The sequence below is a fragment of the Vogesella perlucida genome (assembly GCF_979366545.1).
Genome location: NZ_CEETRO010000008.1, coordinates 154,324 through 170,507, shown reverse-complemented (window position 1 = coordinate 170,507; position 16,184 = coordinate 154,324). Strand labels below are relative to the sequence as shown.

Genomic DNA, 16,184 nt, shown 5'->3' with positions numbered 1-16,184 from the left:
CTATCATTTATAAGCGAATACTAATCAAATATACATTTATTGCAATGCAAAACACTTCTCACAGCAGGCAGAACGCAGTACATTAGCAAAACGATAATCAATATCAAAAGACATGCTGCAGCACGCCAACCAAGCCCATATCGATACCGACACGCTGCTGGACATCATCGAGCACCAGCGCATTGGTGCCGAGTTCCAGCCCATCAAGCACACCGATACCCTAGCCACTATAGGACACGAGGCGCTGGCCCGCTTTTACAAGCGCAATGGGCAGCCCCTCCCCCCGCAAGCCGTGTTTGCCACCTTGCACGACTCGCCGGTCACCCTGGTGCAAGCCGAGCTGATGAGCAAACGCTGGCAGATAGACAGCGCCCCGCAAGATGGCTTGCTGTTTCTGAATCTGGATCCGGACGCCTTCACCATCAGTGGTGCCAACCCGGAGCATCACCCTATGCTGCAACTACTGGCACAGCCGGACAGGATCGTGGTCGAGATCATAGAAAATGCCAGCATCCAGGATGCGGACCGCAGCCTGTGGCTGGCGGAGTGCCTGGCCGCTCGCGGTATCCTGACTGCACTGGACGATATAGGCGGTGTCGGCACCATGTTATCGCTACCGATTCTGTGCAATGTGGACCTATTCAAATTCGACCGCCACTGGCTGCAAGCCATACACCAGCCGGCACAGCGACGCATGCTGAAAATGTTATTGGATTATGCGAAGGCAGAAAACAAAAAAACCGTATTGGAAGGCATTGAAACAGCAGATGACCTGGCGATTGCCAGAGAGTTGAATGTTGATTATGTGCAGGGATATTTATTCAGACCCGAATTCATCAACAAACAGGCCTGAACACATTGCGGCCAACCTTTACAGGTTGGCCGCATCTTTTTATCGTGCCACTACAATCATTTCTACCTGACGCAGCGCATAAATATCCTTGCCGCCAGCGTAGCTGATAGACGACTGCAAATCTTCTTTCAGCTCCACCAACACACGCCCCATACGGCCCTTATACTCAACCAGGATCTTTTTACCCTCAACGTTCTTGTATTCACCCTTGTTGAATTGGGACGCGCTGCCAAAGTATTCTTTGTAATGCTTGCCGTTGATTTCCACGATTTCACCGGCCGATTCGTCATAGCCGGCAAATAGCGAGCCAGCCATCACCATGGTAGCCCCGCATGCCAATGCCTTGGCCACATCGCCATGCTCAACAATACCGCCATCCGCAATCACTGGCACGGTCACTGCCGCCGCGCAATCCTGCACGGTAGAAATCATCGGGCGATGAAAGCCGGTCTTGTTCTTGGTAATGCAGACGCGACCGCCAGCAATCCCTGCCTTGATGGCATCGCAACCCCATGCCTGCAAGTCTCGCGCAGCCTCGGCGGTGGCAATATTGCCCCCAATCAGGAAACTACCCGGGAACATCTGCTTGACCAGCTTGATCATGCGCTCCGCTTTGACACACCATGCGTTGGCAATATCCAGCGTGATGTATTCAGGTGTCAGGCCGGCATCTTTCAGCGCTTGCAGCTGTTCCAGCGTGTCGTCATTTACGCCGACACTAATGGAGGCGAACAGCCCCTTTTTCTGCATGTCGGCCACAAAACCAACCGTATCCACATTAAAGCGGTGCATGGTGTAAAACCAGCCCTGACGAGCAAAGTATTCACATGTTTCTGCATCGACAACACTTTTCATATTCGATGCATACAGCGGCATATCAAAACGCCGCGGGCCAAACTGCACCGAGGTATCGCATTCTTTACGGCTATCCACGATGGTTTTCCGGGGTACCAGATAAACATCGCCATAGTTCAATTCGGTCTTGTGCATGATGCGCTCCATCTATTTGGGGTGACATGCCGCCGTTCCGGATAGCGACATAAAACTGGGGGCCCCAAAAATAAAAGCGGAAGCCACTGGCTTCCGCTTGCATTTATCCCTGCGCCTGCCTCCGCAGAGGGCGCGCACAAACATTTCAAATCTACAGCCCAATTTCCCCAGTGTCAACCACAAAAAACATTTCCCCGCCGCCAGTCGCCATGTCAATTATCCAGCCAGTCGATAATGCTTTGCCATGCCTCCCGCTCTTTGCTGGCTCGGGCCGGCGGCAGATCGAAGAGCGTCAAACCCATGGCTACCGCCTGCACATAGAGCTGGGTATTACGAAGATAGCCGATCACCGGCACACCCAAGCCATCCAGAAACTGCTGCAAGTCACGGGCAGACTTGGTGCGCGAATCGATGCGCATCCCCACCACCCCGACAAAAGCCTTCTGCTTGCGCACTGCCTTTTCCTGCAGCAACACTTCAAAAAAATCCCGGCTGGCCCACATATCGAAAGGCGAGGGCTGGATAGGCACAATGACACGATCCACTTTCGCCACTAGGGCGGCCAGCTTTTTACCATGCAAACCGGCGGGGCTGTCCAGCACAATCACCTGCGTACCCTTGGGCGGGCGTGCCGGCTCTCCAGGGGCGACTTTCCAGCCATCAATCGGGGGCAGCGCCTTGTCCCGGCAGGCCAGCCAGGCCAGCGAAGACTGCTGGCGGTCAACATCCCCCAGCATGATTCGGGTGCCTTGCGCCGCATAAAAGCCGGCCAGGTTGGTAGACAACGTGGATTTGCCACTCCCCCCTTTGGGGTTGGCCACCAGTATCGAATACGCCATAAGTACTTTCTGCTACGCAAGCTGCGCACCGTGTAACGTGCACCGAGCTGCCTGCTGGTTTATGCTGCCAGATCCAAACTGATCATGATTTTGCCATGACAAAACCTGCCCGCCCCTTTGCCGCCCTGCTGTTTGACATGGACGGCCTGATGATAGATACCGAGGCGCTGTCCGAGCGCGTATGGCGGCAAACCGCCACCGAGCAGGGTATCCCGCTGAGCCATGCGCAACTGCAGATGATGGTGGGGCTATCCACCGAGCGCTGTCTGCAGTACCTAGCAGACACCCTGCCTGACGGGCATGACGTACAGGCTTTTGGCCAGCTGGCACGGCAGCGCTATCACCAGATGCTACACCAGGAAGAGATACCGCTTAAACCCGGCATTATTCACCTGCTGGACTGGTGCTCGCGGGAAAACCTGCCACGTGCCGTAGGCACGGCGACACAACGCACACTGGCAGACCTGAAGCTCTCCCGTACTGGCCTGCAGCGCTATTTTGCGCACACCGTGGCCGGCGATGAAGTGGCGCACAGCAAGCCGGCACCGGATGTATACCTGAAAGCGGCACAGCTGCTAGACGTTTCCCCGGCAGACTGCATTGTGCTGGAGGACTCACCCCATGGCGCGCAGGCGGCACTGGCGGCCAACATGCGCGTCATCATCGTGCCCGATATGGCACAACCGCCAGCGCACATAGCAAAACAGGCCCTGGCGATATGCCAGGACCTGCATGCAGCACAGGCCTTGCTGGCAGGGCTGGTTTAACCGTCGGCGTTGATGCGGCCGATCAGCTCACCCAGCACCGCAACAGCCTGCTCGTTCTCCACCTGGCAGGTGCCGGCGGCTTCATGGCCGCCACCGCCGTACTCCAGCATCAGCGCACCTACATTCGTTTTGCTGCTGCGGTCCAGGATGGACTTGCCGGTGGCAAACACCGTATTTTGCTTGTTCAGCCCCCACAACACGTGAATGGAAATATTGCACTGCGGGTACATGGCATAGATGGCAAAGCGGTTGATCGGGTGGATCAGGTCTTCTTCACGCAGGTCCAGCACTACCAGGTTGCCGTGCACCGTGGCGCAACGCTCGATCTGCTCCCGCGCTTTGGGCTCATGCTCGAAATACAGCTCCACCCGCTCTTTTACGTCGGGCAGGGCCAGGATTTCTTCGATGGTATGGTTACGGCAATACTGGATCAGGTCCATCATCAGCGCGTAGTTGCTGATGCGAAATTCACGGAAACGCCCCAGACCGGTACGCGCATCCATCAGGTAGTTCAGCAATACCCAGTCTTTGGGCGCCAGAATCTCGTCACGGCTGAACTGGGCTGCATCCGCCTTGTCTACCGCCTCCATCATGTCGTCGCTAATGCCGGTAAAGCGCGCCTTGCCGCCATAGTAGTCGTACACCACACGGGCCGCCGAGGGCGCATCCGGGTCGATGATATGGTTGGTGATCTCACCACTATTGCGCAAAGTTTCGGAAAAGTGATGGTCAAATGCCAGGTAGGCACCCGGGACATAAGGCAGGTTTGTAGTGATGTCACGGTTGGTGATCTCTACCTTGCCGTCTTGCATGTCCTTCGGGTGAACAAACTTGATCTCGTCAATCAGATCCAGCTCATTGAGCAGGACAGCGCAGACCAAACCGTCAAAGTCACTGCGGGTTACCAAACGATACTTTTCATAGGCCATAATGGTTCTCCAGCTCGATGCCGTATTAATCAGGCGAACAGCTCATGATAGCGTGCTGCTTGCCTTTTGCGCGCAGGAAATCAGCTGACAATGACAGCCCGATACGCCTTGAAACCAGAATTTCCTTGTCATTCATCCACTTCAGCACTGCACCCACGCCCCGGACAACACACAAGCTGTGACCTAAATGATGCACACGACACCACCCGCCCGCCCCAACTGCGGCGATTAGCGGCAAATGAACAAAAAGCCTGCACCTTTGTCACACTTGTCTTGCATTTAGCCTGCCCCCATAATCCTGCACATGAAATTTCTCTCCGACCTGTTTCCAGTCATTCTGTTCTTTGGCTGCTACTGGCTGACCAAGGACATGTTCCTGGCCACCGGCATTGCCATCGTCGCCACCACCATCATGGTGGCCCTGACCTGGTTCAAACACAAAAAAGTGGAAACCATGCAATGGATCAGCCTGGGGCTGATCGTTGTCATGGGCGGTGCAACACTCTTGCTGCACGACAAGCATTTCATCATGTGGAAACCCACCGTGCTGTACTGGCTGATGGGTGTTGGCCTGTTAATCGGCCAGCTTACCGGCCGCTTTGGCATGAAAAGCCTGATGGGTGGCCAACTACAGCTTCCCGACGCCGTATGGAAAAAGCTGAATCTGGCCTGGGCTGCATTCTTCATCACCTTGGGCGGTGTCAATCTGTTTGTTGCCTTTACCTTCAGTGAAGAAACCTGGGTCAGTTTCAAGCTTTTTGGCGGATTTGGCCTGATGATCGCCTTTGTCATTGCACAAAGCCTGTACCTGTCAAAATATATTGAGGAGACACCTTGATGCTGTACGCCATTACCGGCCAGGACGTAGCCGACTCGCTAGCCCAGCGGCTGGCTGCCCGCCCCGCCCATCTGGAGCGCCTGCAAGCACTGCAGGCAGAAGGCCGATTGATACTGGCTGGCCCCTTTCCTGCTATCGACAGCAACGATCCGGGCAGTGCAGGTTTCAGTGGCAGCCTGATCGTCGCCGAATTCAGCAGCCTGCAAGCCGCGCAAAGCTGGGCCGAAGCCGACCCCTACGTCGCAGCAGGCGTGTATGCGTCGGTCAGCGTCAAGCCATTCCGCAAAGTATTGCCAGCATGAGCATCATCCATGCCATGGAAAGCCGCTTGGCCGTTCTCGCGCCAAGCCACCTCGACATACACGACGATAGCGCAGCCCATGCCGGCCATGCCGGCGCTGGCGCTGGCGGGCACTACGACCTGCTGATCGTATCCGCAGCCTTCAGCGGGAAAAACCGCGTTCAACGCCAACGTCTGGTTTACCAGGCACTGGGCGACCTGATGCAAAACGGCATCCACGCCTTGGCCATGCGCACCCTTACTCCAGAAGAAATCTGAACATGACAAAACTGAATAAAGCACTGGGCATCAGCATGCTCTGCTTCGCGGCCAACCTGGCCATCGCGGCACCAGTAGCCACCGTGAACGGTACCGTCATCGACCAAGCCGTGCTGGATAAAGCTGTCAGCCAGATTGTCAGCGCAAACGGCGGCCGCATCCAGGACAGCCCAGCCCTGCGCGAAGATGTACGCCAGCGCCTGATCAACCGTGAGCTCGTGCTGCAGGCAGCCAATAAAGCCGGCCTGGACAAGAGCCCCGAGTTCGCCAGCCGTCTGGCAGAAGCCCGCAATGACCTGCTGCAGCAGGCATTCTTCGAGGCAGCCAGCAAGAACCGTCCGGTAAGCGATGCCGATGTCAAAGCCGAATACGACCGCTACGCCAGCCAATTCAAGGATGTGAAAGAAGTCCAAGTCCGCCAGATCATCCTCGCGGATGAAGCTGCGGCCAACAAGGCTATCGCTGCACTCAAAAAAGGCGCCAAGTTCGACCAGATGGCCAAAGCCCAATCGCTGGATACTGCCAGCAAAGAACGCGGTGGCGACCTGGGCTGGGGTAATCTTGCCGCCATGGAACCACCACTGGCCGAAGCACTGAAAGCCATCGGCAAAGGCCAGATCAGCGCCAAACCACTGCAATCGCAAATGGGCTGGCACATTTTCAAAGTAGAAGATATCCGCAATGCCCAGCCCTTGGCGTTTGACAGCATCAAGGCACGTATTGCCCAGGATCTTCAGGAAAAAGCCGTCCGCGACGCTGTTCTCGAGCTGCGCCAGAAGGCCAACATTCAATAATCCGATTGGAACAGACTGATGAATACTCGCTTCAAGCACTCCCTGATTGCCGCCACCCTGCTGCTGGCCGGCTCCGCCGCCATGGCAACCCCATCCGTCAATGGCGTGACCATCAGCCAGCAACGCATTGACGCTATTGCCCGTATGATGGAAGCGCAAGGCCAACCCGCCAACCCGCAGATGAAAGAGATGATCACCGACCAGCTGATCACCGCCGAAATCCTGCGTCAGGAAGCCGTGAAAAAAGGCATGGATAAGTCTGCTGATTTCCAGGCTGAAATGGAAAACGCACAAGCCATGGCGCTGGCGAACCGCTTCATCAAGGAACACGTACGCACCAACCCGATTACCGATGCCCAGATCAAGGCAGAGTACGACAAGGTGAAAGCCGAGTTCCCGGAGAAGAAAAGCTACCGTGCACGCCACATCCTGGTCAAAACCGAATCCGAAGCGCAGGCAGTACTGTCGGCACTGAAAAAAGGCAAACCGTTTGACCAGCTGGCCAAAGAGAAATCCATCGACCCGGGCAGCAAGGTCAACGGTGGCGATCTGGGCTGGAACGAGCCTGCGACCTTTGTTGCACCGTTCTCCGAAGCAATGATCAAGCTGGCCAAAGGCCAGGTAACGGCCACACCAGTCAAAACCCAGTTTGGTTTCCACATCATCAAGCTGGACGATGTTAAAGTAGAAGCTGCGCCACCGGTAGATGCCCTGCGCCCACAACTGGAGCAGCGCATTCAGTCCCAGCGCATCGAAGCATTGATCAAAGACCTGAAGGCCAAGGCCAAGGTTCAGCAGTAAGCCTCATGGCCGCTATCGCGGCCATGAGCAATAAAAAAGCCAGCACTAGCGCTGGCTTTTTTATTGGCTTAAACCAATCAATCTTCATCGTCTTGCCATGAAGGCGGGCGTTTTTCCAGAAATGCCGCCACACCTTCGCGCTGCTCGTCACCGCCCACCAACTCCAGGAAAGCGGCTCTTTCCAGCAACAATTGCCGCTCCAGCGTATTCTGCGCACTCACCTCAATCAGGCGACGCGCCGCCAGCACAGCACTACGTGACTGGTTAGCTACTTTGCCGGCAAGGCTGATGGCCACGATTTTAGCCAGACCAGCATCGACGATCTCTTCGGCCAGGCCTATTTTCAACGCCGTATCGGCGTCAACCAGCTCGCCCCCCAGAATGATGCGCTTGGCCCAAGACACACCCACACGCTCGGTAAGCGCCTTGGTTCCACCTGCAGCAGGGATCAGCCCGACCAGCGCCTCTGGCAAGCCCAGCTTGGCACCACGCTCTATCACGATGTAGTCACACGCCAGAGCACACTCCAGCCCGCCCCCCAGCGCAAAGCCGTTTACCGCCGCCACGGTCACCCCACGGAACTGGCGAACACTATTGAAGGCCGCAGCAAAAGCATCAATCACACGCGCAGCCTGCTCGCGGTCTGCAGAGGCAAACTGGGCCAGATCGGCTCCCGCAGAAAAGAAGCGCTCCCCTGCACCGGTCAGTACGACGCTACGGACTTGTGAATCTGCATCCAGCGCCTCCATGGCCAGTGTAAGTGCCTTCAACGACTCCAGCGTCCAGGCATTGGCTGGTGGGTTGTTGATGGTAACAATGGCCGACTGACCCAATCGTTCAACCACAATATACTTGCTCATTCGTTACCTCCCCACCTGTGCTACACGGCTATTCGACTTTCTTGCCGTGCCTGTACGTCTAGACATTGAAACCACCCCATTCACGGAAAGGCGACCATTTTGTGACGAAATGTCGATATTTTCTAGTACTAAAAATGGACTATCACCATGATTTTTCAAGTATTTCCAACGCGTTGAAACCAATGTCATTATTAGTCAAATGTAATAAACCATAGGCGTATTTAGCCAAAAAAATAGCGGTTTTCGTTAATATCACTGCTACAATCTTTTTTTAGTTTTAGAACTGTTTTCACCAAAATGCTGGAAATCAGTCTGTTCTCCCTCTTCATTACCGGCCTGCTCGGCGGCGTGCACTGCCTGGGCATGTGCGGTGGCATTGTCACGGCCATCTCCGTTACCGGCACCGGCCAGAAACCATTACTGCTACTGGGGTATAACCTGGGCAGGCTGGGCAGCTATACGCTGATGGGGGCGCTACTGGGCGGCTTGAGCGAGTGGGGTATGGCACAGGCCAGCTATCGCCCGCTGCAAGTAAGCCTTTTTGCTCTGGCAAACGTTTTGCTGATCTTGCTTGGCCTGTACCTGGCAGGCTTCTCTGCCATGGTTGGCCGCATAGAGAAACTGGGATCGCCACTTTGGCAGTTTTTACAGCCGCTGGCACGGCGCTTTCTGCCGGTACGCCACCCGCTGCATAGTATCGTCGTTGGCGCCATCTGGGGCTGGGTACCTTGTGGCCTGGTCTATACCGCCAGCCTGGCCGCACTGGCCACGCAGTCGGCCAGCGGTGGTGCGCTAGCCATGCTGAGTTTCGGCTTGGGCACCCTGCCCAACCTGCTGCTGATGGGCGCCTTTGCGGCCAGGCTGCAGCAGCTAAAGCAACAACGGCCAGTCCGGCTGTTTGCCGGGCTGACCGTTTGCGCTATCGGGCTATGGCACTTGGCCAGCCTGTTTACTTCATAGCAGCCACCAGGGCACCCACATTGGACTTGAACAGCTGCAGATAGCTGGAAGCTTCCGGTGAGGCAGACAGCGCATCGGAGTACAGTTTGCCACCCACTTTCACCCCGGCCTCGCGGCTGAGCTGATCCAGCAAACGGCGATCAGCCATATTCTCGAAGAACACCGCCCCCACTTTTTCTTTGCGTACCTGGCGGATCAATGCTGCTACGCCTTTAGCCGAGGCCTCAGCATCAGTACTGACGCCTTGTGGCGCCATGAAACGTAGCTGGTAGCGTGCCGCCAGATAAGCAAAAGCGTCGTGCGAGGTCAGGACTTTGCGGCGTTCGGCCGGGATGGCAGCAAAACTCTTTGCTGCCCAGCCATCCAGCTCCAGCAACTGCGCTTTATAAGCCTGGGCGCGCTGACGGTAGTATGCGGCACCTGCAGGGTCGGCCTTGGCAAAACCCGCGGCCATCGCTTCGGCATACAGCACCACATTCTGCGGGTTATGCCAGGCATGCGGGTCTTGCCTGCCATGGTCGTGATCATGGCCATGATGATCGTCGTGCTCTTCGTGCTCGGCCATGGCTAATGGTTTTACCTTGGCCGCGGCGGTGACGGTCAAACCCTTGAACGCAGCAGATTTGCTCAGCCGTGCCATCCAGCCCTCAAAACCCAGGCCATTCACCACAAACACTTTGGCTGCGGCCAACTTGCGCACGTCGGCTGGCGATGGCTGAAACACGTGGGCATCCTGATCGGGCGCTACCAGCGACACCACCTCTACCCGCTCGCCACCAACCTCACGTGCCACGTCGGCAACAATACTGAAGCTCGCCACCACGGGCAGCTTGGCGCAAGCCAGCAGGGGCGACATGGCCAGGGTGAGGGCAAATAGTTTACGCATGACTCTTCCTAATTGGTGAAATGACGGGCACGCACCAGCTGTGGCAGCAAACCACCCTGGGGTGCAAACAACAGTGACAGCAGGTAGACCAGCCCCGCCAGCAGGATGATGGCCGGGCCGGATGGCAGCTCGTAGTGATACGACAGCAACAGCCCACCCACACCGGACAAAGCCGCAATGGCAAACGAAGTCATCAGCATGCCGCCCACGGAGGCCGCCCACAGGCGCGAGGCAATCGCCGGCAGCATCATCAGGCCCACCGACATCAGCGTACCCAGCGCCTGGAAGCCGGCTACCAGGTTCAGCACTACCAGCAGCAGGAACAGCATGTGCCAGATACCGCCACGCGCACCAATCGCCCGCATGAACACCGGGTCCAGGCTCTCCAGCAGCAGCGGCCGGTAAATCACGGCCAATACCAGCAAGGTGAAAGTAGCCACTCCGGCCACCAGCAACAGGGCAGCATCGTCTACCGCCAGCACCGAGCCGAACAACAGATGCATCAGGTCGACATTGCTGCCGGACTTCGACACCAGTAACACCCCCAAGGACAGCGACAGCAGATAAAAAGCCGCAAAGCTCGCGTCTTCTTTTACCTCGGTATAGCGCGTGGCCAGGCCAGCCAGCACCGCCACCAGCACCCCAGCCACAAAACCACCCAGGCTCATGGCCGGCAAACTCAGGCCCGCCAAGAGGTAAGCAACGGCGGCGCCTGGCAGCACGGCATGGCTCATGGCATCGCCCATCAGGCTCATGCGGCGCATCACCAGAAACAGGCCCACCGGCGCGCTGCCCAGCGCCAATGCCAGGCAACCCACCAGCGCACGGCGCATGAAGGCAAAATCGGCAAAGGGGGAAATCAGCATCTCTTGCAACCAGTTCATCACACCCCCTCCCCGTCTACCTGGCACAGCGGTGCCCTGGCCAGCCAGTGGGCGGCCGTTTCGCTGGCCTGGCGCAAGCGCTCTTCGGTTAGCACCGCCGCGGTATCGCCCCAGGCGATAACCTCGCGCGCCATCAATAATGTCTGGGGAAAATGGCTGCGTACCTGGGCAATGTCATGCAGCACGGCAATGACTGTGCGCCCTTCCTGCTGCCAGCGCGCAACCAGCTGCAACAGGTCTTGGGTGGTGCGGGCATCCACGGCATTAAAGGGTTCATCAAGCATGATCAACCGGGCATCCTGCACCAGAATGCGGGCAAACAGCACACGCTGAAACTGCCCGCTAGACAGCGCCGACACGGGCCGCGTGGCAAAATCTTCCAGCCCCACTGCCACCAGCGCGTCCCAGCTGGCTTCGTCGTGCCCGCGGCCAACCTGGCCAAACAGGCCACTGTGGCGCCAGTGGCCGCTGCTGACCAGGTCGATCACCGACACAGGCAGGGAGCGGTCGATCTCGGACTGCTGCGGCAAGTAAGCCAGATCGCGCCGGCTGATACCTTTGAACGCCACTTGGCCACTATCCGGCTTCAGCGCCCCCATGATGGTTTTCAGCAGCGTGCTTTTACCGGCACCATTCGGCCCGAAGATGGCGGTAGCGGTGGCGGCGGCAAAGCGCCCGCTCACATGGTGCACCGCCGGGTGGCGCTGGTAGGACACCGTCAGATTATCCAGCTCGATCATGCCTCCCCTCCCAGTGCCCAGCCTACCAGCAGCCAAAGCAGGCATAGGGGTACGGCAGCCAGCAACAGGCGCTGCCACGCAGACATGGCCAAGAGGCGCCAGCGCGGCAGATGGTTTTCCTCGCCCGCGCCGTGCGGATGGGGGTGAGAGTGGGCATGGTGGGTGTGACTATGGTGATGGGGCATGCAATACGTTCTTTATTATTTTGGTAAGACACAAGCGTGCAGCGCCGCCTCAACGCGGGCGACATCAATCTGGCTGGCAATCAGCTCAAAGCGGTTATCACGACGCCAGGCCACCTGGTTTGCCGCCCAACGGCCCTCTGTCCAGTTCAGCCACAGCCAGGTATCCAGCACGCGGAATACGCCTTTGGCGCGCACCAAGCCTGACACCATGTCGGGCAAGGCATCAAAGAAGGCGGTCAAGGCCTCGCCGGAAAACTCGGTATCCGGTGGCAAGGTCCAGCCTTGCGACTGCCAGCCGGCCTGATCTTCGCTTTTCACCGCAGGGCGATAACGTGCTTTGGGTTGCACCGCCGCATCTAGCCAGGCCGGGTTGGCCGCACCTTCATGGATTTCGGCCACCACAGACTTGGGTGGAAAGAGCCCTGCCGCCTTCTGGCGGTAGGCTTCCAGCGTGTCGGCATCGCACAAATCCGCCTTGGTAGCCAACAGCACGTCGGCAATCATGACCTGATCGCGATACAGTGGCTGGCGGAAGTAATCGTTATTGGCAAACTGGCGCGGATCGACTAGTGTCATCACGGCGCCCACTTCCAGTGCGTTGCCCAAAGGCTCGGCGCGCAGCTCGTCAATCAGCCCCGCAGCGTGCGCCAGGCCGCTGGCCTCGATAATCAGCCGGTCTGGCCGCTCGCGGCGCACCAGGTTAGCTACAGTCACCGTCATTTGCGGACCAGCCACGCAGCACAGGCAGCCACCGGCAATCTCGGCCACCGGCAGCTCGCCATTGTCCAGCACGGCGCCGTCAATACCGATTTCGCCAAACTCGTTAACGATGATGGCCCATTTTTCGTGTGCAGGGCGGTTGGCTATCATGTATCGCAGCGCCGTGGTTTTACCCACGCCCAGAAAGCCCGTCAGCACGTTGACTAATGTTTTTTTCATGTCCGACACGCCTCGCAACGCCCTGTCAGCATCAGATTCTGCTGGCTGATGGCAAACCCCGCACCACCGGCTTGCTGGCGCAGCACATCCAGCACCGGCGTCGCATCCAGCTCTTCTACACGGCCGCAGTCGCCGCACACCAGAATCAGCCCTTCGTGGCTACACCCTACGTGGTGGCAAACGATGTAGCCATTCAAGGCATCCACCTTGTGCAGCAACCCGGCGGCCACCAGAAAATCCAGCGCGCGATACACTGTTGGCGGCGCAGCAATGCCACGCTGTTTTTGCAGGTCGGCCAGCACCTGATACGCCTTGACTACGCCGCTGTAACTCAATACGAGCTCTAGCACCTGGCGACGCAGTGCAGTCAGCTTCACGCCCTGCTGCTGGCAATGGCGGTCAGCCGCCTCGATAAAACAGGCGATTTCCATAAGATGTAGGCATCCAAACAAAAGGAGTTCTCAAATGTTACGGTATAACAGGGTGATTAACAAGGCTTAATATTTACCTAAGCCAGCGCGTAAGCTTGCTGTGCTATGCTTTGTGGAAATCCAACCGTTAACCCGTAACCGCGAGGTGAAAGATGAAAAAACTGCTTCTGGCTTTATTGTCCTGCGCCATCCTGACCCCAGCACTGGCGGCCGACCCGATCAAGGCCCGCAAAGATGTGTTTGAGCAATACAAGAAAACCGTTGGGCCAATGTCCAAAGTCGTGAAAGGCGAAAGCCCTTTCAACAAAGACGAATTCGCCAAAATGGCTGCCCATCTGGATGAGCTTGCCCAGCAACCCTGGCAGTACTTCACACCAGGCAGCGATAAAGGCAAAACAGATGCCAAGGCAGAAATCTGGTCCAAGCCAGCAGAATTCAAAGCGGCCGTTGACAGCCACAAAGCTGAAGTTGCCAAGCTGAAACAAGCAGCAGCAGGCGCCAAGACCCTCGACGACATCAAGCCACAATTCGGTGCCGTCATGAAGACCTGTAAAACCTGCCACGATAGCTTCCGCGCAGACTAAACCCCGCCGCAATGCAAGCCAGCATTGCCGCCACAAAACAAACCCTGCTTGCTTGCGCCAGCAGGGTTTGTTTATTACGGCACCATGCAATTATGCGCCAATGTGCTTATTTCTTGGGGCCGCGAAACGCGTCGTGACAGCTTTTACAGCTCTGACTAATTGCGTTGTACTTATTGCGTACCGTCGCCAGGTCATCGTTCGCCGCACCAGCCTGCAAGGCAGAAACCGCCTGCAAGAAGCGGGTTTCTTCTTGCTTCCAGCGCGCAGGCTGCTGCCATATTTCCGGCTTTGCACGGCTAACATCATCAATAGTGCCGGGTGCAAACTGGCTGAAAGGCACGGGCGCCGCCAGTTTTAATGCATTGGCATGTTTAATGAATTGATCCTTGCGGAATGGACCATCCCGTAGCATCACGCCAATTGGCTCATAGCTCAGCAGCATTTTCTTGAAGCTTTTCTGCCGATCTTCACCCACCCCTGCCAGCGCCTGCATCCCTACAGCAGCCAGCACGAAAGCAATCATCAGTTTTTTCATCATTACCCAAATCAGTTTGACAAGTTTGCGGCCAACCTGGCACCTCACCCACCATCCGGCATCAAGCAGAACCCAGTACACCCTCTTGCGCCAGCGACAGGATAGTCTGGGCAGTCAAAGTATCCGCCTGCTGATACGCCGATTTCAGGTACGGCACATAGTAGCCAGGATCGTTCGTATCGCTTGTGACCGGCCCATCGGGCAAATCGTTCTCGTAGACGAAGCGGATAAACAGATGCCCCGGCTGCGGCTCTTCGATGAACATATCCAGCTTACTGGCAGTGTAATGCTCGCTAGGCTGTGTTTCGTACGCCACCTGGGTATCCGCGACAAAACGCACACGCTCCTTCACCACCAGGCTGCCAAACACCACCTCGCGCTGCATTTCCTGCTGGTCGTAAGACACGATGCGCGCCTCCGTGATGTTCTCGTCAAAGCGGCATGGATCTTCCGCACGCAACACCAGACCAAGCCATAGCTGGCGACGCGAAATCAGCGGCGCTGCGGCGCGCTCATCAAACATCTTTACCAGGTGCTCAAACCTCATCTTTCCGCCTTTCGTCACCAAACAAGCCGCAATTGTACGCCGGGTTGCCAAAAAGCAACAAAACCGGCAAAAAAAATTTAACGAAAATTTTGTCCAAAATAGCCAAACTTAAAAGCTTCTCTAAAAGTTCTTAAATCAAATAGTTTAATATTCAATGTCTTTGTCATTTAAAATTTGCTATCAAAATACAATTGCATATTGAAGGGTTGTGAAAAGAAATGAATGTGAGAGAATATAAATTGAGCCACGCACAAATGCCTTATTACAGAATGCTGGCCCAAACACGTAACGCTTAAGCACAACTTACCGCTCTCTGCTACTAGGGTCCTGTTCAAATATATGAATTTAACAAGCAAAACAGAATATCTTCAGCGTCAGCCTGTCCAGGATTTCATTGGACAGCTCACAAGCTGGATGGACGGTGAAAGTTTCGGGGAACATGCATTCAAGGTACGTGACAAGATCCTGCCGGCTAATTACGACCGGGATTTTTTTGCCAACACCCTGGAACAAGCATTTTCCCGCTTTTACTGGAATGGCAACTACTTCAAGGAAAATCAGGTTCAACTAAGCAGCATGCGCATCCGTTTGCGCCATGCACTGGCCACCGATGATGCTGCAGCTCTGGTAGCCGTCATTGACGATATCCTGCTGTGGGGATCCGGTGGCAAGGTCATCAAACTTTACACACTGAACCGCGACTGGGCGCGGCATAACCAGCACCAATTGGTGAGCAAGATCAAACAGGCATTGGACATCTTGCAGTCTGACGAGCCCGATGTGGCGCGGTTTGACGGCGAGTTGCGCATGAATGCCGGCTTTACCAAGGTGTATGCACTGGCAGCCGACAACGTCATGATCTACGACGGACGTACTGGCGCAGCCATGGGCTATCTGGTACGCCAGTTCTGTGAAAGCCGCCGCATGCTATTGCCGGAAGAGCTTTGCTTTCCGTGGGCACCCGGCGCTTCCACCATGAACAGAAACCCCAGCACCGAATTGCTGCACTTCAAACAGCTGGCCAATCGCAGCCGCTTCCATGCCGAGTGGAAAATCCGTGCGGGCTGGGTAGTCAATGCCGCACTGGCGCAATCCACTGCCGACTGGTGCCAACAGCCCGATGCGCTGCGCAAATTTGAATCAGCCATGTTTATGCTGGGTTATGAAATACCGACCAGCAGCCCTGGCAAAAACCAGTCACGCGTTACTGTCACCATCTGAGACATGTACACGCCAACTTCACACCCCGCTGCGGCGGGGTTT

The 16,184-nt window shown here is 56.5% G+C and carries 21 protein-coding genes; 10 read left to right on the top strand and 11 right to left on the bottom strand.

Annotated elements, in window-relative coordinates; translation table 11 throughout:
* Positions 1-112: 112 nt before the first annotated feature.
* Complete coding sequence (locus ACZ9XP_RS13095) at positions 113-853, top strand: EAL domain-containing protein (protein ID WP_147687913.1); 741 nt, start codon at positions 113-115, stop codon at positions 851-853.
* 39 nt (positions 854-892) lie between these two features.
* Here the strand turns inward: ACZ9XP_RS13095 and ACZ9XP_RS13090 are convergent, their stop codons facing one another.
* Together ACZ9XP_RS13090 and ACZ9XP_RS13085 are read right to left on the bottom strand one after the other, a co-directional pair.
* Positions 893-1,843 carry a GMP reductase gene (locus tag ACZ9XP_RS13090; protein ID WP_147687912.1) on the bottom strand — a complete coding sequence of 317 codons (951 nt, stop codon included), beginning with the start codon at positions 1,841-1,843 and terminating at the stop codon, positions 893-895.
* Positions 1,844-2,055: 212 nt separating this feature from the next.
* On the bottom strand, positions 2,056-2,682 hold the full coding sequence (locus tag ACZ9XP_RS13085) for a ParA family protein (protein WP_147687911.1): 627 nt from the start codon (positions 2,680-2,682) through the stop codon (positions 2,056-2,058).
* Positions 2,683-2,777: 95 nt separating this feature from the next.
* On the opposite strand from ACZ9XP_RS13085, the gene ACZ9XP_RS13080 reads away from it, so the two are divergent.
* Complete coding sequence (locus ACZ9XP_RS13080; RefSeq protein WP_147687910.1) at positions 2,778-3,449, top strand: HAD family hydrolase; 672 nt, start codon at positions 2,778-2,780, stop codon at positions 3,447-3,449.
* Here the strand turns inward: ACZ9XP_RS13080 and ACZ9XP_RS13075 are convergent.
* Complete coding sequence (locus tag ACZ9XP_RS13075; RefSeq protein ID WP_147687909.1) at positions 3,446-4,378, bottom strand: DHH family phosphoesterase; 933 nt, start codon at positions 4,376-4,378, stop codon at positions 3,446-3,448. The genes ACZ9XP_RS13080 and ACZ9XP_RS13075 overlap by 4 nt on opposite strands.
* A 304-nt stretch (positions 4,379-4,682) precedes the next feature.
* On the opposite strand from ACZ9XP_RS13075, the gene ACZ9XP_RS13070 reads away from it, so the two are divergent.
* The 5 genes from ACZ9XP_RS13070 to ACZ9XP_RS13050 are packed head-to-tail and all read left to right on the top strand — an operon-like array spanning position 4,683 to position 7,370.
* Positions 4,683-5,216 carry a septation protein A gene (locus ACZ9XP_RS13070; protein WP_147687908.1) on the top strand — a complete coding sequence of 178 codons (534 nt, stop codon included), beginning with the start codon at positions 4,683-4,685 and terminating at the stop codon, positions 5,214-5,216.
* Entirely contained in the window at positions 5,216-5,518 is a 303-nt protein-coding gene (locus tag ACZ9XP_RS13065; protein WP_147688004.1) for a YciI family protein, read from the top strand. The genes ACZ9XP_RS13070 and ACZ9XP_RS13065 overlap by 1 nt, the downstream gene beginning before the upstream one ends.
* Positions 5,515-5,775, top strand: coding sequence for a BolA family protein (locus ACZ9XP_RS13060; RefSeq protein ID WP_147687907.1), 261 nt, complete (start codon positions 5,515-5,517; stop codon positions 5,773-5,775). Before ACZ9XP_RS13065 ends, ACZ9XP_RS13060 begins: the two co-directional genes overlap by 4 nt.
* A gap of 2 nt (positions 5,776-5,777) precedes the next feature.
* Entirely contained in the window at positions 5,778-6,569 is a 792-nt protein-coding gene (locus tag ACZ9XP_RS13055; protein WP_147687906.1) for a peptidyl-prolyl cis-trans isomerase, read from the top strand.
* A gap of 18 nt (positions 6,570-6,587) precedes the next feature.
* Positions 6,588-7,370 carry a peptidylprolyl isomerase gene (locus ACZ9XP_RS13050; RefSeq protein ID WP_147687905.1) on the top strand — a complete coding sequence of 261 codons (783 nt, stop codon included), beginning with the start codon at positions 6,588-6,590 and terminating at the stop codon, positions 7,368-7,370.
* 77 nt (positions 7,371-7,447) lie between these two features.
* On the opposite strand, the gene ACZ9XP_RS13045 is transcribed toward ACZ9XP_RS13050, so the two are convergent.
* Positions 7,448-8,230, bottom strand: a complete 783-nt coding sequence (locus ACZ9XP_RS13045) for an enoyl-CoA hydratase (protein WP_147687904.1) — start codon at positions 8,228-8,230, stop codon at positions 7,448-7,450.
* A 297-nt stretch (positions 8,231-8,527) separates the two neighbouring features.
* Here ACZ9XP_RS13045 and ACZ9XP_RS13040 point away from each other — a divergent pair, with 297 nt between their 5' ends.
* Positions 8,528-9,190, top strand: a complete 663-nt coding sequence (locus ACZ9XP_RS13040) for a sulfite exporter TauE/SafE family protein (protein WP_147687903.1) — start codon at positions 8,528-8,530, stop codon at positions 9,188-9,190.
* Here the strand turns inward: ACZ9XP_RS13040 and ACZ9XP_RS13035 are convergent.
* The 5 genes from ACZ9XP_RS13035 to ACZ9XP_RS13015 all read right to left on the bottom strand — a co-directional run bounded on the left by ACZ9XP_RS13035 (position 9,180) and on the right by ACZ9XP_RS13015 (position 13,255).
* A complete protein-coding gene (locus ACZ9XP_RS13035) occupies positions 9,180-10,076 on the bottom strand; it encodes a metal ABC transporter solute-binding protein, Zn/Mn family (RefSeq protein ID WP_147687902.1) in 897 nt (298 codons plus the stop codon). The two genes, ACZ9XP_RS13040 and ACZ9XP_RS13035, sit on opposite strands and share 11 nt — an antisense overlap.
* Before the next feature lie 8 nt (positions 10,077-10,084).
* Positions 10,085-10,960, bottom strand: coding sequence for a metal ABC transporter permease (locus ACZ9XP_RS13030; RefSeq protein WP_147687901.1), 876 nt, complete (start codon positions 10,958-10,960; stop codon positions 10,085-10,087).
* On the bottom strand, positions 10,960-11,700 hold the full coding sequence (locus tag ACZ9XP_RS13025; protein WP_147687900.1) for an ABC transporter ATP-binding protein: 741 nt from the start codon (positions 11,698-11,700) through the stop codon (positions 10,960-10,962). The genes ACZ9XP_RS13030 and ACZ9XP_RS13025 overlap by 1 nt, the downstream gene beginning before the upstream one ends.
* Positions 11,701-11,900: 200 nt before the next feature.
* Positions 11,901-12,833: a CobW family GTP-binding protein gene (locus tag ACZ9XP_RS13020; RefSeq protein ID WP_206211368.1), complete on the bottom strand. Its 933-nt coding sequence runs from the start codon at positions 12,831-12,833 to the stop codon at positions 11,901-11,903.
* Positions 12,821-13,255, bottom strand: a complete 435-nt coding sequence (locus tag ACZ9XP_RS13015) for a Fur family transcriptional regulator (protein WP_147687898.1) — start codon at positions 13,253-13,255, stop codon at positions 12,821-12,823. The genes ACZ9XP_RS13020 and ACZ9XP_RS13015 overlap by 13 nt, the downstream gene beginning before the upstream one ends.
* 152 nt (positions 13,256-13,407) lie before the next feature.
* Between ACZ9XP_RS13015 and ACZ9XP_RS13010 the strand changes: the two genes are divergently transcribed.
* Positions 13,408-13,839: a cytochrome c gene (locus ACZ9XP_RS13010; RefSeq protein ID WP_147687897.1), complete on the top strand. Its 432-nt coding sequence runs from the start codon at positions 13,408-13,410 to the stop codon at positions 13,837-13,839.
* 106 nt (positions 13,840-13,945) lie between these two features.
* On the opposite strand, the gene ACZ9XP_RS13005 is transcribed toward ACZ9XP_RS13010, so the two are convergent.
* Together ACZ9XP_RS13005 and ACZ9XP_RS13000 are read right to left on the bottom strand one after the other, a co-directional pair.
* A complete protein-coding gene (locus ACZ9XP_RS13005) occupies positions 13,946-14,377 on the bottom strand; it encodes a cytochrome c (RefSeq protein ID WP_147687896.1) in 432 nt (143 codons plus the stop codon).
* Between the two features lie 58 nt (positions 14,378-14,435).
* Entirely contained in the window at positions 14,436-14,921 is a 486-nt protein-coding gene (locus ACZ9XP_RS13000) for an AtaL-like protein (RefSeq protein ID WP_465188564.1), read from the bottom strand.
* Positions 14,922-15,260: 339 nt separating this feature from the next.
* Between ACZ9XP_RS13000 and ACZ9XP_RS12995 the strand changes: the two genes are divergently transcribed.
* Complete coding sequence (locus ACZ9XP_RS12995) at positions 15,261-16,142, top strand: hypothetical protein (RefSeq protein WP_465188563.1); 882 nt, start codon at positions 15,261-15,263, stop codon at positions 16,140-16,142.
* The last annotated feature ends 42 nt before the right edge of the window (positions 16,143-16,184 follow it).

What these genes read in the sequence shown, in the direction of transcription:
- ACZ9XP_RS13010 (WP_147687897.1), top strand. Translation starts at nt 13,408, where the DNA reads ATGAAAAAACTGCTTCTGGCTTTATTGTCCTGCGCCATCCTGACCCCA.
- ACZ9XP_RS13045 (WP_147687904.1), bottom strand. Translation starts at nt 8,230, where the DNA reads ATGAGCAAGTATATTGTGGTTGAACGATTGGGTCAGTCGGCCATTGTT.
- ACZ9XP_RS13090 (WP_147687912.1), bottom strand. Translation starts at nt 1,843, where the DNA reads ATGCACAAGACCGAATTGAACTATGGCGATGTTTATCTGGTACCCCGG.
- ACZ9XP_RS13075 (WP_147687909.1), bottom strand. Translation starts at nt 4,378, where the DNA reads ATGGCCTATGAAAAGTATCGTTTGGTAACCCGCAGTGACTTTGACGGT.
- ACZ9XP_RS13085 (WP_147687911.1), bottom strand. Translation starts at nt 2,682, where the DNA reads ATGGCGTATTCGATACTGGTGGCCAACCCCAAAGGGGGGAGTGGCAAA.
- ACZ9XP_RS13030 (WP_147687901.1), bottom strand. Translation starts at nt 10,960, where the DNA reads ATGAACTGGTTGCAAGAGATGCTGATTTCCCCCTTTGCCGATTTTGCC.
- ACZ9XP_RS13015 (WP_147687898.1), bottom strand. Translation starts at nt 13,255, where the DNA reads ATGGAAATCGCCTGTTTTATCGAGGCGGCTGACCGCCATTGCCAGCAG.
- ACZ9XP_RS12995 (WP_465188563.1), top strand. Translation starts at nt 15,261, where the DNA reads ATGAATTTAACAAGCAAAACAGAATATCTTCAGCGTCAGCCTGTCCAG.
- ACZ9XP_RS13050 (WP_147687905.1), top strand. Translation starts at nt 6,588, where the DNA reads ATGAATACTCGCTTCAAGCACTCCCTGATTGCCGCCACCCTGCTGCTG.
- ACZ9XP_RS13060 (WP_147687907.1), top strand. Translation starts at nt 5,515, where the DNA reads ATGAGCATCATCCATGCCATGGAAAGCCGCTTGGCCGTTCTCGCGCCA.
- ACZ9XP_RS13055 (WP_147687906.1), top strand. Translation starts at nt 5,778, where the DNA reads ATGACAAAACTGAATAAAGCACTGGGCATCAGCATGCTCTGCTTCGCG.
- ACZ9XP_RS13065 (WP_147688004.1), top strand. Translation starts at nt 5,216, where the DNA reads ATGCTGTACGCCATTACCGGCCAGGACGTAGCCGACTCGCTAGCCCAG.
- ACZ9XP_RS13000 (WP_465188564.1), bottom strand. Translation starts at nt 14,921, where the DNA reads ATGAGGTTTGAGCACCTGGTAAAGATGTTTGATGAGCGCGCCGCAGCG.
- ACZ9XP_RS13035 (WP_147687902.1), bottom strand. Translation starts at nt 10,076, where the DNA reads ATGCGTAAACTATTTGCCCTCACCCTGGCCATGTCGCCCCTGCTGGCT.
- ACZ9XP_RS13070 (WP_147687908.1), top strand. Translation starts at nt 4,683, where the DNA reads ATGAAATTTCTCTCCGACCTGTTTCCAGTCATTCTGTTCTTTGGCTGC.
- ACZ9XP_RS13025 (WP_147687900.1), bottom strand. Translation starts at nt 11,700, where the DNA reads ATGATCGAGCTGGATAATCTGACGGTGTCCTACCAGCGCCACCCGGCG.
- ACZ9XP_RS13080 (WP_147687910.1), top strand. Translation starts at nt 2,778, where the DNA reads ATGACAAAACCTGCCCGCCCCTTTGCCGCCCTGCTGTTTGACATGGAC.
- ACZ9XP_RS13040 (WP_147687903.1), top strand. Translation starts at nt 8,528, where the DNA reads ATGCTGGAAATCAGTCTGTTCTCCCTCTTCATTACCGGCCTGCTCGGC.
- ACZ9XP_RS13095 (WP_147687913.1), top strand. Translation starts at nt 113, where the DNA reads ATGCTGCAGCACGCCAACCAAGCCCATATCGATACCGACACGCTGCTG.
- ACZ9XP_RS13005 (WP_147687896.1), bottom strand. Translation starts at nt 14,377, where the DNA reads ATGATGAAAAAACTGATGATTGCTTTCGTGCTGGCTGCTGTAGGGATG.